A 13,757-nucleotide genomic window follows, 5' to 3' on the forward strand; every position below is an offset into this window, starting at 1 on the left:
CGGGGCGGCGGAAGATCTTGTCCGGGCGGCCGTTGTCGTCGCGGTTGGTCCAGAATATCCACTGGCTGTCGGGCGAGAAGGCGAAGTTGCCGCCCGCCGAGCCGATCGGATCGGGCAGGACCTCACCGGTGGCCAGGTCCTTCACATAGATCTGATGCACCTCGGACCCTTGCGCGTCCTCGGCATAGGCGAACAGGCTGTGGTCGGGGCTGTGGTCGGCGGCGGACACCTCCGAATAGGCCTTGCCCTTCGCCAGTTCATTGGCGTCCAGCAGCAGTTGCGGCGTTGGAGCGACGACGAAATTCTTGGTCACCGGCTGGCCATCGACCATGAAGGTGCCCTGGCGCTGGACCCGCATATAGCGGGGATGCTGATCGCCGGTCTTGTACTCGACATAGTATTCCCATGGCCCGTCGGCGGCGGGAACGGAGCTGTCGTCCTGCTTGATCCGGCCCTTCATCTCCTCGAACATCGTGGCCTGCAGGGGCAGGGTGGAGGCCAGCATGGCCTCGCGATAGGCGTTCTCGGCGGTCAGGTGTTCCTTGACGTCGGCCTTGATCAGTGTCGGGTCGCGCAGCACCGTCTGCCAGTTGTCGTCCTTCATCCACTGATAGTCGTCGGTCCGGGTGCGGCCCAGTTGTTCGATGGTGACCGGGATCTTCTTGGCGACAGGCGGGACGGGGCGGGCTTGCGGCATCGGGACTCCAGACGGGCGGGCGAGGGCGTTGGCAGGAAGGGCGGTCGCGGCCAGGGCGGCGGCGGAGGTGGCGAGAAGGTCGCGGCGGTTCATGATCGGCCCCTGTCGGTGAGGGCCGCACCTTGTGCGCGGTGTCGCCGCGCCGTCAAATGAACAAACGCCCATGAGGGGATTGAGCCATGTTCGACCTGCTGCCGCCCCCTCAGGATGTCGCTGCCCCCACGTGGGACCTGACCGTCGGGTTGATCAATGCGACGGTCCAGATCGACCAGCCGAACGATGACGGGACGCGACGGGTGGGTACGGGCTTTCTGATTGACGCGCCGCGTCCGGACGGCCAGCCGCGCACCGTACTGGTCACCGCCGCCCATGTGCTGGACGGGATGGCCAAGCCCGAGGCCCGTATCGGTTGGCGGGTGCAAATGCCTGAGGGGCGCTGGCGGTTTGCGCCCGAGCCGGTGCGTATCCGCACGGAGGAAGGGCAGGCGGTCTGGACGCGGCATCCCGAGCGCGACATCGCCGTGATGGAGGTTTCGGCGCCGCCCGCCTTCGCTCGCGGGGCCATTCCGCTGGACTGGCTGGCTGACCGGGACGCTTTCGAACGCTGGCAGGTCGGGCCGGGGGACGAGATGCTGACCTTGGGCTATCCGCACGGCTATTCGGCGAATACGGCGGGGTTCGCCATTCTGAAAACCGGGCGGATCGCGTCCTGGCCGCTGACGCCGATCGACGCCTTTCCCAGCTTCCTGCTGGACTTCGCGGTCTTTCCCGGCAACTCGGGCGGGCCAGTGTTCTGGGTGCCGTCAGCGCGGCGGACGTCAGCCGCTGCCGTGCCTGATCATCCCTATATCGCGGGCATTCTGGCGCAGGAGATGCGGGTGCGGGGCGAGAGCACCGGCATCGGCTTTGTTCTGCACGCCACCTATATCCGCGAGGCCGTGGCCCTGCTGGATCAGCCCGCCAGCACCTCGGCCGACATCCGCTCCAGCAGCGCGCCGCCCTGACCGATGGTGGCCAGGCGGCTGGAGGCGTGGCCCAGTACGTTGGCGGCATAGACTTCGTACAGAGCGATCTTGCCTTCCAGCCAGGCCGCGTCCCCACCGCCTGCGTCCAGATGCGCCTTGGCAGCGATGGCCCCCTTCGCCAGCATCCAGCCGCCGGTGACGTCGCCCAGCAGCTTCAGATAGCCGTCAGCGGCAGCCAGAACGTCGGGAGCCCCATCCGTGGCCGCCTTGCGGTCCAGAATCCAGAGGGTGGCGTCCTGTACCGCCTCGATAGCATTGGCGAACCGCTCGACGGGCTTGCCGGAATACAGACGGCCGAGGGCGGGCAGGGTGGCCTTGAACTCGGCGATCAGGTCCTTGGCCGCCTGGCCGCCGTCCATCGAGAGTTTGCGGCCCACCAGATCCATGGCCTGGATGCCATTGGTGCCTTCATAAATCGGTGCGATGCGGGCGTCGCGGTAGTATTGGGCCGCGCCGGTCTCCTCGATGAAGCCCATGCCGCCGTGAATCTGTACGCCCTGCGAGGCGACCTCGCAGCCGATGTCGGTTGACCAGGCCTTGGCGATGGGGGTGAACAGGTCCTCGCGGCCCTTCCAGCGACGGCGATCCTCTTCGGTCGCGGCATGTTTCGCCAGATCGGCTGCGACCCCGGTGGCCAGGCAGATGGCGCGGGCGGCGGCGATCCTGGCCTTCATCACCGACAGGGTGCGGCGCACGTCCGGGTGATCGATGATCGGGGCATTGGACTGACCGGTCCAGACGGATCGGCCCTGCTTGCGGTCCAGCGCATAGGCCAAGGCATGCTGATAGGCCATTTCGGCGATGCCGACGCCCTCGACGCCGACGGCCAGGCGCGCGGCGTTCATCATGACGAACATATGCGACAAGCCCTGATTGGGCTCGCCGACCAGGGTCGCGGTCGCGCCCTCATAGCTCATGACGCAGGTGGGCGAGGCGTGGATGCCCAGCTTGTGCTCGACACCGACGGGCCGGAAGGCGTTGCGGGCGCCCAGGGTGCCGTCCTCCTTCACATGGAATTTGGAGGCCAGGAACAGGCTGATCCCCTTGGGACCGGCCGGCGCATCGGGCAGGCGGGCCAGCACCATGTGGACGATGTTGTCGGTGGCGTCGTGGTCGCCCCAGGTGATGAAGATCTTCTGGCCGTTCAGGGCATAGGTGCCGTCGCCGTTCGGCGTCGCCGTGGCCGTCAGCGATCCCAGGTCCGACCCGGCCCCCGGCTCGGTCAGGACCATGGCCCCGGTCCATTCGCCGCTGACCAGCTTGGGCAGATAGACGCGCTTCTGCTCCTCCGTACCGTGGGCCTCCAGCGCCTCGATCGCGGCCAGCGACAGCATGGGGCACAGGCCGAAGGCCATGTTGGCGCTGTGCACGGTCTCGTAGGCCGCCAGTTCCAGCGCCTTGGGGAGGGCCTGTCCGCCCGCTTCGACCGACGCGGTCAGGCCGGTCCAGCCGCCCTCCGCGAACTGGCGATAGGCATCGGCGAAACCGGGCGCGGCCGTCACCGTGCCGTTGGCATAGAGCGAGCCCTTCTGGTCCCCGATCTTGTTCAGGGGGGCAAGCACGCCCTCAGAGAACTGGCCTGCCGCCTCCAGCACAGCGCCCATCAGCTCGGCGTCATAGTCGGGAAACGCCCCGGTGGCGGCGACATCGTCGATGCCGGCGACCTCGGTCAGGGTGAACATCAGGTCGCGGATCGGGGCGCGATAGGTCATGGGCGGGCACTCGGTTGCAGATCGATACCCACTTTTGCCGTGATCGCTCCCTATCTTGCAAGCGGGCGCTTGGCCACAGGCGCGACCTGGGCCAAGGTGGCGGCGCACGATCAGGAGTTCCCGTGGCCGAACCTCGCAACCGCTACTCGACCGTCTCGCTGATCCTGCACTGGCTGATCGCGGCCCTGGTCCTGACCCAGGTCCTGCTGATCACGGCGCATGAGGCGTCGGAGGGTACGCGGACCTTCATAAGCCTGCACAAGTCGGTAGGGCTGGGCATACTGGTGCTGACCCTGGGCCGGATCGCCTGGCGGGTGGCCAATCCCGCCATCGCCCTGCCGTCGCGCCTGCCGGTCTGGCAGAGGCTGGTGGCCCGGGTGACGCATGTTCTGTTCTATGTCGTGCTGATCGTCATCCCGCTGACGGGATGGGCGGCGTCCTCGGCCATGGGGCGCGACATCGCCTGGTTCGGCCTGTTCAACTGGCCCCTGTTGCCTATCGGCGGCGGACGCGAGACGGCGGGCCTGCTGATGGACATCCACGGCCTGGTGGTGAAGGGCCTGTATGTCCTGATCGCCCTGCATGTGCTGGGCGCTCTGAAGCATCACTTCATCGACAGGGACAACGTCCTGCACCGGATGATCCCGCTGATTCCGCGCCGTCCATGATCCGGCGACTGCTCCTCGCACTGGCTCTGCTGGGCCTAACTGCGGGCGCGCAGGAGGGAGGCGACTGGACCGTCGAGCGCGACGCCTCGCGCATCGAGATGTCCGTGCGGGCTTTTGGCGGGACCCATTCGGGCCGGTTCGAGCAATGGTCCGGAAACATCGTCTTCGATCCGGAGAATGCCACGGCCAGTCGTGCCGATGTGACCGTTCAGACCGCGTCCTTGCGCATGCAGCCGTCCGCCGTCACCGCGCGGGCCAAGGGGGCGGGCTTTCTGGATGCGGCGCGCTATCCCACCATCCGGTTCGCCCTGAAGTCGCTGGAGCCGCTGGGCGGGGATCGCTATACGGCGCGGGCCGATGTGACGATCAAGGGCGTGACGCGACCGCTGGCCTTTCCGGTGGACTTGCGTCTGACCGACGGTCGGGCGCATCTGACCGGCGCGTTCGTGGTGGACCGCACGCAGTTCGGCATAGGGACGACGGGGCCGTGGAACAGGCTGGTGGACAGGCGGGTGACCGTGCGGGTGCAGCTTCAGGCGCGTCCCGCCTGACGTCGGCCTCGGACGCGCAAGCGGCTGACGCCTTGCGCGCGGGTCGACTGGTTATCCTGCCGACAGAGACCGTCTATGGCCTCGCTGCCGACGCCTCCAACGCGGCCGCCGTCGCCTCGATCTTCGAGGCCAAGGGCCGCCCGCGCTTCAACCCCCTGATCGCCCATGTCGCTGACGCGGTGCAGGCCGAGAGCCTGGCTGTGTTCGACGACCGCGCCCGTCGCCTGGCCGAGGCCTTTTGGCCCGGACCTCTGACCCTGGTGGCTCCCGTCAGGGACACCCGCGCAGTCTGCGATCTGGCCCGCGCCGGGCTGGACAGCATCGCCGTCCGTGTTCCCGGCCATGCTCGCGCCCGTGCCGTCATCTCGGCCTTCGGAGGGGCGGTCGTCGCGCCCTCGGCCAATCGTTCCGGTCGGCCCAGCCCGACCACCTTTGCCGATGCGGTGGAAGAGACGGGGGCGTCTGCCGCCGCCGCCATCGACGGCGGGCCGTGTGCCGTCGGGGTGGAAAGCACGGTGGTGTCGGTGCTTGACGGCCGCGTCGCCCTACTGCGCCCCGGAGCGGTGACGCGTCAGGAGATCGAGGCCCTGATCGGCCCGCTGGACACGGCAGGGGAGGGGCACAGGTCGCCCGGCCGCCTGACCCTGCACTATGCCCCCGACGCCCCCGTCCGGATCGAGGCGACCGAGCGTCGACACGGCGAAATCCTGCTCGGTTTCGGTCCCGGCGTGGGCGATCCCCGCTGGAGCCTGAGCCCCTCCGGCGACATGCGTGAGGCGGCGGCCAGCCTGTTCCGCCTGCTGCGCGAGGCCGATCGCGATAGGCCTGCGGGGATCGCGGTGTCGCCTATTCCGAACGAGGGACTTGGCGAGGCGATCAACGATCGGCTCAGGCGGGCGGCAGGGTTCGTCGGCTAGAGAAACCGCTCGCGCACATCCACGCTGGAACGCTCGCCCACCGCGTCGAAACACGTATCAAGCCACTGCTCTCCTGCCTCGCGCCCGCGCGCTTTCAGGTCATTGAGAAAGCTCCACTCCGTGTCGAACTTGCTGGACAGGGGCAGGCCACCGAGCCACAGGCCCGGCTCCACCGCGTGCATCAGCAGCCGTCGGTAGCGGTCCTTGCCGACCTGTTTCAGCGTGCCTGCCTCAATCAGCTCCTGGACGAAGGCGACGGCGCGCAGTTCGGCGACCAGCGGGGCGTTGAAGACGATCTCATTCAGGCGGTCGGCGATCTCGTCGGCGGCGCGCGGCACCTGATCTCGAGCGAAGGGGTTGAGCGGCAGCATCAGGATGTCGTCGGGCGTGTCCGCATAGAACAACGGCCATAGCGCCGGATTGGCCAGATAGCCGCCGTCCCAATAGGGCTCTCCCTCGATCTCCACCGCCTGAAACAGATGCGGCAGGCAGCCGGAGGCCAGCAGGACATCCGCCGTCATCTCCGGCGTCTTGAACACCCGGGCCCGTCCCTGACGGACCGCCGTGGTCGAGACGAACAGAGCGATGTCGGAACTACGCACCGCTTCGAAGTCCACGGCGTTTGCGATCACCCGCTTCAGCGGGTTCAGGTTGAACGGATTGAACTGATAGGGACTGAGGGACAGGGCCAGGGTTTCGCCCGCCCGCCAGGCCGCGCTGTCCTTGAGCCACGATGGGGCAGCTCCCGCCGAGGCCCCGAAGACATTGCGGCCGCCCGCTTGGTTCACCTCACGCCACAGCAGATCCAGCTGCGCCCGCGCACCCTCGGCCCCGTCTTTCGCCAGTCCGGTGATCAGGGCGGCCGCATTCATCGCACCGGCCGAAGCGGCGGTGACGGCGCGGATGTCCAGCCGGTCGTCTTCCAGCAGGCGGTCCAGAACGCCCCACTGGAAGGCACCGTGCGAGCCGCCCCCTTGCAGGGCCAGGCTGACGGGACGGCGTTTCGGGGCGGACGTCTTCGGCATCGTCTCGGCCCCTTCCTCTGCGGCTACTGCGCGGTCCAGCCGCCGTCGATGGAGAAGCTGGCTCCGTTGGCCGAGGCCCCCAAGTCGCTGACCAGATACAGGAACATGCCCACCAGTTGATCGGTGGTGACGAACTGCTTGGTCGGCTGGGAGCCCAGGATAACGTTTTTCAGCACGTCCTCCCTGGACATGTTGCGGGTGCGGGCCTGGTCGTCGATCTGCTTGTCCACGATGGGTGTGTGGACGAAGCCAGGGCAGATGGCGTTGCAGGTGATGTTGTCCTGGGCCAGCTCCAGAGCCACGGTCTTGGTGAAGCCGATGACGCCGTGCTTGGCCGCGACATAGGCCGACTTGAACGGGCTGGCGACCAGACCGTGGGCACTGGCGATGTTGACGATCCGGCCGCGCCCTTGAGCCTTCATGATCGGAATGGCGGCGCGTGTCGCATAGAAGGCCGAGGACAGGTTGATGGCGATGATCTGCTCCCACTTGTCGGTGGGAAAGGCCTCGACCGCCTCCACATGCTGGATGCCGGCGTTATTGACCAGGATGTCGACGCGGCCCAACTGGGCCTTGGCGAAGGCGACCATGTCGGCAACCTGATCGCCATGGGTCATGTCGGCAGGGTGGTAGAGGACGCGCGCGCCGGTCTCGGCCTCCAGACCCGCCCGTGTCCGCTCGATCTGATCCGCGTCGCCCAGCCCGTTCAAGACGACATTGCCGCCGCGCTTGGCCACCGCCTTGGCGATGGCCAAGCCGATGCCTGAGGTCGAGCCCGATATGACGGCGACCTGGCCGCTCAGGTCGCCGATGTCACGCAGGCGCTGGTCGGAGGTGGCGTTGTCGTTACGCGCGGGCTGCTGAACCATGGTCATCTCGCAAACTGGAATCCGCAGTCAGCCTAGCCGTTCGCGCTTGCGAAGGCGACACAAGGAATCACGAATTTCCCGATCTGGTGAATATCCAGTCGACCTCGGTCGAAGCCGACTTGTCGAAGCGGTAGCCGTCGCGGTCGAAGGCCTTGAGATCCTCGGCCTTGTCGATACGCTCATCGATGGCGAAGCGGGCCATGGAGCCGCGGGCCTTCTTGGCGAAGAAGGAGATGATGCGGGCCTCGCCATCCTTCTGTTCCTTGAAGTGCGGGGTCACGACCGGCAGTTTCAGCGCCTTGGCGTCGACCGCTCCGAAATATTCCTGGCTGGCCAGATTGATCAGGGTCGGATCGGCCTGACCCTCGGCGTCGGCGTTGAGCTGTTTAGAGATCCGGTCGCCCCAGAAGTCATAGAGGCTGGACCCGCGCCGGGTCTTCAGACGGGTTCCCATCTCGAGCCGGTAGGGCTGGATCCGGTCCAGCGGGCGCAGAAGACCGTAGAAACCTGACAGAATGCGCAGGTGATCCTGGGCCCAGTTCAGAGCCTTCGTGTCCAGGTCGCGCGCGCTGAGTCCCTCATAGACATCACCTGCAAAGGCAAAGGCCGCCTGGACGCCTTCGTCCGATTCGGGATCGAAAGCCTGGAACCGCTCGCGGTTCAGATCGGCCAGCTTGTCGGAGATGGACATAAGCCGCCGCAGGTCCGGCCGGGTCAGCCGCTTGGTCGTGACGGCCAGAGATGCCGTATCTTCCCTGAAGCGCCGCGCCGTGGCGGGCGCATCGGCGACTTCGGTGAAATCCAGCCGCTTGGCCGGGGACAGGACGATCAGCAAGGCGGCACTCCAAAAGCGAAGGCGTGCAGATAGTCGGCTTTGATGACGAATTGAACCGGGCGCGCGGTCACAGGCCTTCGGGACGTTGATCGTACAGCGCCGCCAGCACGGCGGGCAGTCGCTCCGGAAGGTCCTCGGCGATCAGGCCCGGCCCGAACCCGCGCGCCGCCTCGGCATGCATCCAAGCGGCGGCGCGGGCGGCGTCGAAACTGTCCATCCGCTGGGCCATCAGGCCGCCGATGATCCCGGCCAGCACATCGCCCGATCCCGCCGTGGCCAGCCAGGGCGTGCCGTTGTCGTTGACCGCCAGGCGTCCGTCGGGGGCCGCGATCAGCGTCTGTGGCCCCTTCAACAGAACGGTGCAGCCGACCTGTTTCGCCGCCTCTCGCGCCGCCGCCTCACGGCCCTTGTCCAGCAGGCCGGGAAACAGTCGCTTAAACTCGCCCTCATGCGGGGTCAGCACGTCGTCGCGGTCCAGAACGTCGAACAGATCCTGGGGCCAGCCGTCGAAGACGGTCAGGGCGTCCGCATCGACGACCAGGGCCGCACCCGTCGCGGCCAGCGCCCGTACATTGGCCCTTGTCGCATCGGTGATGCCGGCCGCCGGTCCGATTACCACCGCATCCATGCCCTCGGTCGCCTCGATCAAGGCCTCGACCGATCCGAAAGGCGTCAGCATGACGGCCTCGATGGCCGGAGCGATCACGGCGACGGCGTCGGGCGGGCACAGGATACGGACAACGCCGGCGCCGATCCGCAGACCGGCCCGCGACGCCAGTCTGGCGGCCCCGGTCTGATGGGCGCGCCCCGACACGACGCCCAGTCTGCCACGCTGGTGCTTGTGCGTCTCTGGTCCCGGCCAGGGCAGGGTTGCGCGCCAGTCGGGCAGGAGAGGTTGGCCGCTCATGCCTGTTCTCCGTTCACGGATGACGACAGATGCGAAAATACCCTTGCGTAATTGTGCAATGCAATGTCCCTTTAGCTCCCGAGCGGATAGCCATTCCAAGCCCGCGCGGGGTCGCCCATGAAGAAGATCGAAGCCGTCATCAAGCCGTTCAAGCTGGACGAGGTGAAGGAAGCGCTCCAGGACGCTGGCGTGCAGGGCATGACCGTTCTGGAGGCCAAGGGATATGGTCGCCAGAAGGGCCATTCGGAACTGTATCGCGGGGCCGAATACGTCATCGACTTCCTGCCCAAGATCAAGATCGAGGTGGTGGTTCCCGACGATATGGTGTCTTCGGTCGTCGAGGCCATCCAGACGGCGGCCCGCACGGGCAAGATCGGCGACGGCAAGATCTTCGTATCGGACGTGCTGGACGTCATCCGTATCCGCACCGGAGAGACGGGCGCACAGGCCGTCTGACCGTTCTAAATCCACCTGGCCACGCTTTCGGGCGGGGTCGTCTTTCTCCTCTCCGACAAGACCCAAGGACCTTTAAAATGAGCGCCGCAGCCAAGATCCTCAAGGAGATCAAGGAGGGTGACGTCCAATACGTCGACCTCCGTTTCACCGACACCAAGGGGCGCATGCAGCACGTCACCTTCGACATCGACCTGGTCGACGAAGACTTCCTGGAAGAGGGGACCATGTTCGACGGCTCGTCCATCGCGGGCTGGAAGGCGATCAACGAGAGCGACATGTTGCTCAAGCCCGACCTGTCTTCGTCCTGGATCGACCCCTTCTATCAGCAGAAGACCCTATTCCTGTTCTGCGACGTGCTGAACCCCGACACGGGCGAGCCCTATAACCGCGACAGCCGTTCGATGGCCAAGAAGGCCCTGGCCTATGTCCAGTCGGCGGGCGTCGGCGACACCGTCTTCTTCGGACCGGAAGCCGAGTTCTTCATCTTCGACGACGTGCGCTGGAGCACCCAGCCGCACGACACCGGCTACACCTATGACTCCATCGAATTGCCGGCCAATACGGGGGCGGAGTATTCGGAAGGGAACATGGGCCATCGCCCGGGGCCCAAGGGCGGCTACTTCCCGGTCAACCCGACCGACAGCGCCCAGGACCTGCGCGGAGAGATGCTGGGCGTCATGCGCGACCTGGGCATGCAGCCCGAGAAGCATCACCACGAGGTGGCGCCGGCCCAGCACGAGCTGGGTCTGAAGTTCAGCGATCTGCTGACCATGGCCGACCGGCTGCAGCTCTATAAATACGTGATCCACAATGTCGCCGCCGCCTATGGCAAGTCGGCCACCTTCATGGCCAAGCCGACCTTTGGCGACAACGGCAGCGGCATGCATGTGCACCAGTCGATCTGGAAGGACGGCAAGCCGCTGTTCGCGGGCGACAAGTATGCCGGCCTGTCGGACATGTGTCTGTGGTACATCGGCGGCATCATCAAGCACGCCAAGGCCATCAACGCTTTCGCCAACTCGACGACCAACTCCTACAAGCGACTGGTCCCCGGCTATGAAGCCCCGGTGAAGCTGGCCTATTCGGCCCGCAACCGTTCGGCCTCGATCCGTATTCCGTGGGTCAATTCGCCCAAGGCCAAGCGTATCGAAGCCCGCTTTCCCGACCCGATGGGCAACCCCTATCTGACCTTCGTCGCCCTGCTGATGGCGGGCCTGGACGGGATCGAGAACCGCATCGATCCGGGCGCACCAGCCGACAAGAACCTGTACGACCTGCCGCCCGAAGAGCGCGGCAACATCCCCGAGGTTTGCGGCTCGCTGCGTGAAGCCCTCGAAAGCCTCGACAAGGACCGCGCCTTCCTCAAGAAGGGCGGCGTCATGGATGACGACTTCATCGACAGCTATATCGATCTGAAGATGGAAGAGGTGATGCGCCTGCAACTGCATCCGCACCCCGTCGAGTTCGACATGTACTACAGCTGCTGATCTCCCGATCAGCCCGACCAAAGAGCCCCGGACGGTCCGCCGTCCGGGGTTTTTCGCATCCGGACGACCTGTCGCGGGTCATGCCGTCACATTCCTGGGGCATCGGGTTAGCGAAGCGGGGCACCGCGTGATAAGAGCCGCCCCCAATCGTCGGACCCCGGTCCGGCCTACGATCTGTTGAGCCTAAGGAGTGCTTGAATGAGCAAGGTGCTGGTTATCGGTGCGGGCGGCGTCAGTTCCGTCGCGGTCCACAAGATGGCGATGAATACCGACATCTTCTCGCACATCACCCTGGCCAGCCGGACCAAGTCCAAATGCGACGCCATTGCCGAATCCGTGAAGGCGCGCTTTGGCGTCGATATCGATACCGCCGCGCTCGATGCCGATGACGTCGCGGCGACCACGGCCCTGATCAAGCAGGTTGAGCCGGCGCTGGTCGTCAACCTGGCCCTGCCGTACCAAGACCTGGCCATCATGGACGCCTGCCTGGCCGCCGGCGTGCACTACCTCGACACCGCCAACTACGAACCCCGTGACGAGGCCAAGTTCGAATACAAGTGGCAGTGGGCCTATCAGGATCGCTTCAAGGAGGCCGGTCTGATGGCCCTGCTGGGCAGTGGGTTCGATCCCGGCGTGACCTCGGTGTTCGCCACCTATACCAAGAAGCATCTGCTGGACCGGATCGACACGCTCGACATCCTGGACTGCAACGGCGGCGACACCGGCCTGCCGTTCGCGACCAATTTCAATCCCGAGATCAACCTGCGCGAAGTGACCGCCAACTCGCGTCACTGGGAAAACGGCCAGTGGGTCGAGGGCCCGGCCCTCAGCCACAAACAGACCTTCGACTTCGAGGGTGTGGGGCCGAAGAACATGTACCTCATGTATCATGAGGAACTGGAATCGCTGGCGAAATTCTATCCGGAGATCACACGCATCCGCTTCTGGATGACCTTCGGCGACAGCTATCTGAAACACCTCGAGGTGCTGGAAAACATCGGCATGACCTCGATCGAGCCGATGCAGTTCCAGGGCCGCGAGATCATCCCGATCGAATTCTTGAAGGCCCTGCTGCCCGAGCCGTCGTCGCTGGGGCCCATCACCAAGGGCAAGACCAACATCGGCACCATCGCCACGGGCGAAAAGGACGGCGTGCAGAAGACCTTCTATGTGAAGAACATCTGCGATCACCAGGAAGCCTATGCCGAAACCGGCAACCAGGCCGTCAGCTATACGACCGGCGTCCCGGCCATGATCGGCGCGGCCCTGATGCTGACCGGGCAATGGAGGGGCGAAGGCGTGTTCAACATCGAGCAACTGGACCCCGATCCCTTCATGGACATGCTGAACAAGCATGGCCTGCCCTGGACGGTCGAGGAGCTGGACGCTCCTCTGCCGTTCTGATGGCGGCCTGACGCATGGAAACACGAGCCGGTGATCCGGGAGCCTTCGCCCGTTTTGACCTGAACCGCGTCGCCTCACCGGCCTTCGTGGTCGACGAGATGGCGGTGCGGCGCAATCTGGCGGTGCTGAAGGATGTGCGCGACCGGGCCGACGCTCGCGTCCTGCTGGCGCTCAAGGCCTTTTCCATGTGGTCGCTGGCCGATGTCGTGGGCGAGTACCTCGACGGCGTCTGCGCCTCCGGTCTTTGGGAGGCGCGGCTGGCGCGTCAGTTCTACAAGGGTGAACTGACCACCTATTCGCCGGCCTACACGGCGCAGGATCTGCCCGAGATCCTGCGGTTGTCGGACCACGTCATCTTCAACAATCCGCAGCAGATCGCGCGCTTCGCCGGACTGATCGCGGCCGCCCGCGCCGAGGGCGAGGTATTCGAGATCGGCCTGCGCCTGAACCCCGAACATTCGGAAGGGGAGGTGGCCAAGTATGACCCGGCCCAGCCCTGTTCGCGCCTGGGCTTTCCGGTGTCGCAGCTCAAGCCCGAGCATATGCAGGGCGTCGACGGCCTGCATATCCATGCCCTGTGCGAGCAGGATTTCGAGCCCCTGGCCCGCATATGGGCCGCGGTGGAGCCGAAGCTGGCCCCGCTGATGGGTGGGGTGAAGTGGTTGAACCTTGGCGGTGGTCACCACGTCACACGCGCTGATTACCAGACGGACCAGCTGATCGACTTCCTGCGCGACATCGCCCGGCGGCACGGCGTGCAGGTCTATCTGGAGCCCGGCGAGGCCGTGGCCCTGGATGCGGGCATCTTGATCGGAGAGGTGCTGGACACGTTCGACAACGGCATGCCCATCGCCATCACCGACCTGTCGGCGACATGCCATATGCCGGACGTGATCGAGGCTCCGTACCGCCCCGCCATGCTGCATGAACCGGAAACGGGTGTCACCGTCCGCCTGGGCGGGCCATCCTGCCTGGCGGGCGACACCATCGGCGACTACGTCTTCTCCGAACGCCCCGTGCCGGGTACGCGCATCGCCTTCCTGGATCAGGCCCACTATTCGATGGTGAAGACGACGACCTTTAACGGCGTTCCCCTGCCGGCCATCGCCCTGTGGAACAGCGACACCGATGTTTTGCGGATCGTGAAGACCTTCGACTGGACCACGTTCCGCGACCGGCTGTCCTGATCGTCGTCGATTGGGCG

Annotated in this window: 13 protein-coding genes and 1 pseudogene; 8 read left to right on the plus strand and 6 right to left on the minus strand. The window is 65.9% G+C overall.

The window, feature by feature from the left end; genetic code table 11:
- Window positions 1–790: pseudogene (locus JHC81_RS00005) on the minus strand (S9 family peptidase); the annotation flags it as partial.
- An 86-nt stretch (window positions 791–876) separates the two neighbouring features.
- Between JHC81_RS00005 and JHC81_RS00010 the strand changes: the two are divergent.
- Window positions 877–1,701, plus strand: a complete 825-nt coding sequence (locus JHC81_RS00010; RefSeq protein WP_292169232.1) for a serine protease — start codon at window positions 877–879, stop codon at window positions 1,699–1,701.
- Here the strand turns inward: JHC81_RS00010 and JHC81_RS00015 are convergent.
- Window positions 1,650–3,434, minus strand: coding sequence for an acyl-CoA dehydrogenase (locus tag JHC81_RS00015; RefSeq protein WP_292169233.1), 1,785 nt, complete (start codon window positions 3,432–3,434; stop codon window positions 1,650–1,652). The genes JHC81_RS00010 and JHC81_RS00015 overlap by 52 nt on opposite strands.
- Before the next feature lie 122 nt (window positions 3,435–3,556).
- Here JHC81_RS00015 and JHC81_RS00020 point away from each other — a divergent pair, with 122 nt between their 5' ends.
- Genes JHC81_RS00020 through JHC81_RS00030 form a run of 3 tightly spaced genes read left to right on the plus strand, consistent with a single transcriptional unit; the run spans window position 3,557 to window position 5,570 of the window.
- Window positions 3,557–4,102, plus strand: coding sequence for a cytochrome b (locus JHC81_RS00020; protein ID WP_292169235.1), 546 nt, complete (start codon window positions 3,557–3,559; stop codon window positions 4,100–4,102).
- Window positions 4,099–4,653, plus strand: a complete 555-nt coding sequence (locus tag JHC81_RS00025; protein ID WP_292169237.1) for a YceI family protein — start codon at window positions 4,099–4,101, stop codon at window positions 4,651–4,653. The genes JHC81_RS00020 and JHC81_RS00025 overlap by 4 nt, the downstream gene beginning before the upstream one ends.
- Window positions 4,650–5,570, plus strand: coding sequence for an L-threonylcarbamoyladenylate synthase (locus tag JHC81_RS00030; RefSeq protein WP_292169595.1), 921 nt, complete (start codon window positions 4,650–4,652; stop codon window positions 5,568–5,570). Before JHC81_RS00025 ends, JHC81_RS00030 begins: the two co-directional genes overlap by 4 nt.
- Here JHC81_RS00030 and JHC81_RS00035 read toward each other — a convergent pair.
- From JHC81_RS00035 to JHC81_RS00050, 4 genes are all read right to left on the minus strand, one after another.
- On the minus strand, window positions 5,567–6,595 hold the full coding sequence (locus JHC81_RS00035; RefSeq protein ID WP_292169238.1) for a patatin-like phospholipase family protein: 1,029 nt from the start codon (window positions 6,593–6,595) through the stop codon (window positions 5,567–5,569). The two genes, JHC81_RS00030 and JHC81_RS00035, sit on opposite strands and share 4 nt — an antisense overlap.
- Before the next feature lie 23 nt (window positions 6,596–6,618).
- Window positions 6,619–7,464 (minus strand): 3-hydroxybutyrate dehydrogenase, encoded by an 846-nt coding sequence (locus JHC81_RS00040; protein ID WP_292169239.1) that lies wholly within the window; start codon window positions 7,462–7,464, stop codon window positions 6,619–6,621.
- 67 nt (window positions 7,465–7,531) lie between these two features.
- Complete coding sequence (gene yaaA, locus JHC81_RS00045; RefSeq protein ID WP_292169241.1) at window positions 7,532–8,299, minus strand: peroxide stress protein YaaA; 768 nt, start codon at window positions 8,297–8,299, stop codon at window positions 7,532–7,534.
- 67 nt (window positions 8,300–8,366) lie between these two features.
- Complete coding sequence (locus tag JHC81_RS00050) at window positions 8,367–9,206, minus strand: NAD(P)H-hydrate dehydratase (protein ID WP_292169242.1); 840 nt, start codon at window positions 9,204–9,206, stop codon at window positions 8,367–8,369.
- A 117-nt stretch (window positions 9,207–9,323) separates the two neighbouring features.
- Here JHC81_RS00050 and JHC81_RS00055 point away from each other — a divergent pair, with 117 nt between their 5' ends.
- The 4 genes from JHC81_RS00055 (at window position 9,324) to JHC81_RS00070 (ending at window position 13,740) form a co-directional block, all read left to right on the plus strand.
- The gene (locus tag JHC81_RS00055) at window positions 9,324–9,662 is read left to right on the plus strand and encodes a P-II family nitrogen regulator (protein ID WP_292169244.1); all 339 of its coding nucleotides are present in this window, start codon (window positions 9,324–9,326) and stop codon (window positions 9,660–9,662) included.
- A gap of 77 nt (window positions 9,663–9,739) precedes the next feature.
- A complete protein-coding gene (gene glnA / locus JHC81_RS00060; RefSeq protein ID WP_292169245.1) occupies window positions 9,740–11,149 on the plus strand; it encodes a type I glutamate--ammonia ligase in 1,410 nt (469 codons plus the stop codon).
- Window positions 11,150–11,347: 198 nt separating this feature from the next.
- Window positions 11,348–12,553, plus strand: a complete 1,206-nt coding sequence (locus JHC81_RS00065; RefSeq protein WP_292169247.1) for a saccharopine dehydrogenase family protein — start codon at window positions 11,348–11,350, stop codon at window positions 12,551–12,553.
- A 14-nt stretch (window positions 12,554–12,567) separates the two neighbouring features.
- Window positions 12,568–13,740 carry a carboxynorspermidine decarboxylase gene (locus JHC81_RS00070; protein WP_292169249.1) on the plus strand — a complete coding sequence of 391 codons (1,173 nt, stop codon included), beginning with the start codon at window positions 12,568–12,570 and terminating at the stop codon, window positions 13,738–13,740.
- Window positions 13,741–13,757 lie beyond the last annotated feature (17 nt).

The organism is Brevundimonas sp. (assembly GCF_016463295.1).
Taxonomy (GTDB): domain Bacteria; phylum Pseudomonadota; class Alphaproteobacteria; order Caulobacterales; family Caulobacteraceae; genus Brevundimonas.

Coding starts and splice junctions, on each gene's coding strand:
- JHC81_RS00040 (WP_292169239.1), bottom strand. CDS start 7,464: ATGGTTCAGCAGCCCGCGCGTAACGACAACGCCACCTCCGACCAGCGC.
- JHC81_RS00070 (WP_292169249.1), top strand. CDS start 12,568: ATGGAAACACGAGCCGGTGATCCGGGAGCCTTCGCCCGTTTTGACCTG.
- JHC81_RS00015 (WP_292169233.1), bottom strand. CDS start 3,434: ATGACCTATCGCGCCCCGATCCGCGACCTGATGTTCACCCTGACCGAG.
- JHC81_RS00025 (WP_292169237.1), top strand. CDS start 4,099: ATGATCCGGCGACTGCTCCTCGCACTGGCTCTGCTGGGCCTAACTGCG.
- JHC81_RS00065 (WP_292169247.1), top strand. CDS start 11,348: ATGAGCAAGGTGCTGGTTATCGGTGCGGGCGGCGTCAGTTCCGTCGCG.
- JHC81_RS00010 (WP_292169232.1), top strand. CDS start 877: ATGTTCGACCTGCTGCCGCCCCCTCAGGATGTCGCTGCCCCCACGTGG.
- glnA (WP_292169245.1), top strand. CDS start 9,740: ATGAGCGCCGCAGCCAAGATCCTCAAGGAGATCAAGGAGGGTGACGTC.
- JHC81_RS00050 (WP_292169242.1), bottom strand. CDS start 9,206: ATGAGCGGCCAACCTCTCCTGCCCGACTGGCGCGCAACCCTGCCCTGG.
- JHC81_RS00055 (WP_292169244.1), top strand. CDS start 9,324: ATGAAGAAGATCGAAGCCGTCATCAAGCCGTTCAAGCTGGACGAGGTG.
- JHC81_RS00035 (WP_292169238.1), bottom strand. CDS start 6,595: ATGCCGAAGACGTCCGCCCCGAAACGCCGTCCCGTCAGCCTGGCCCTG.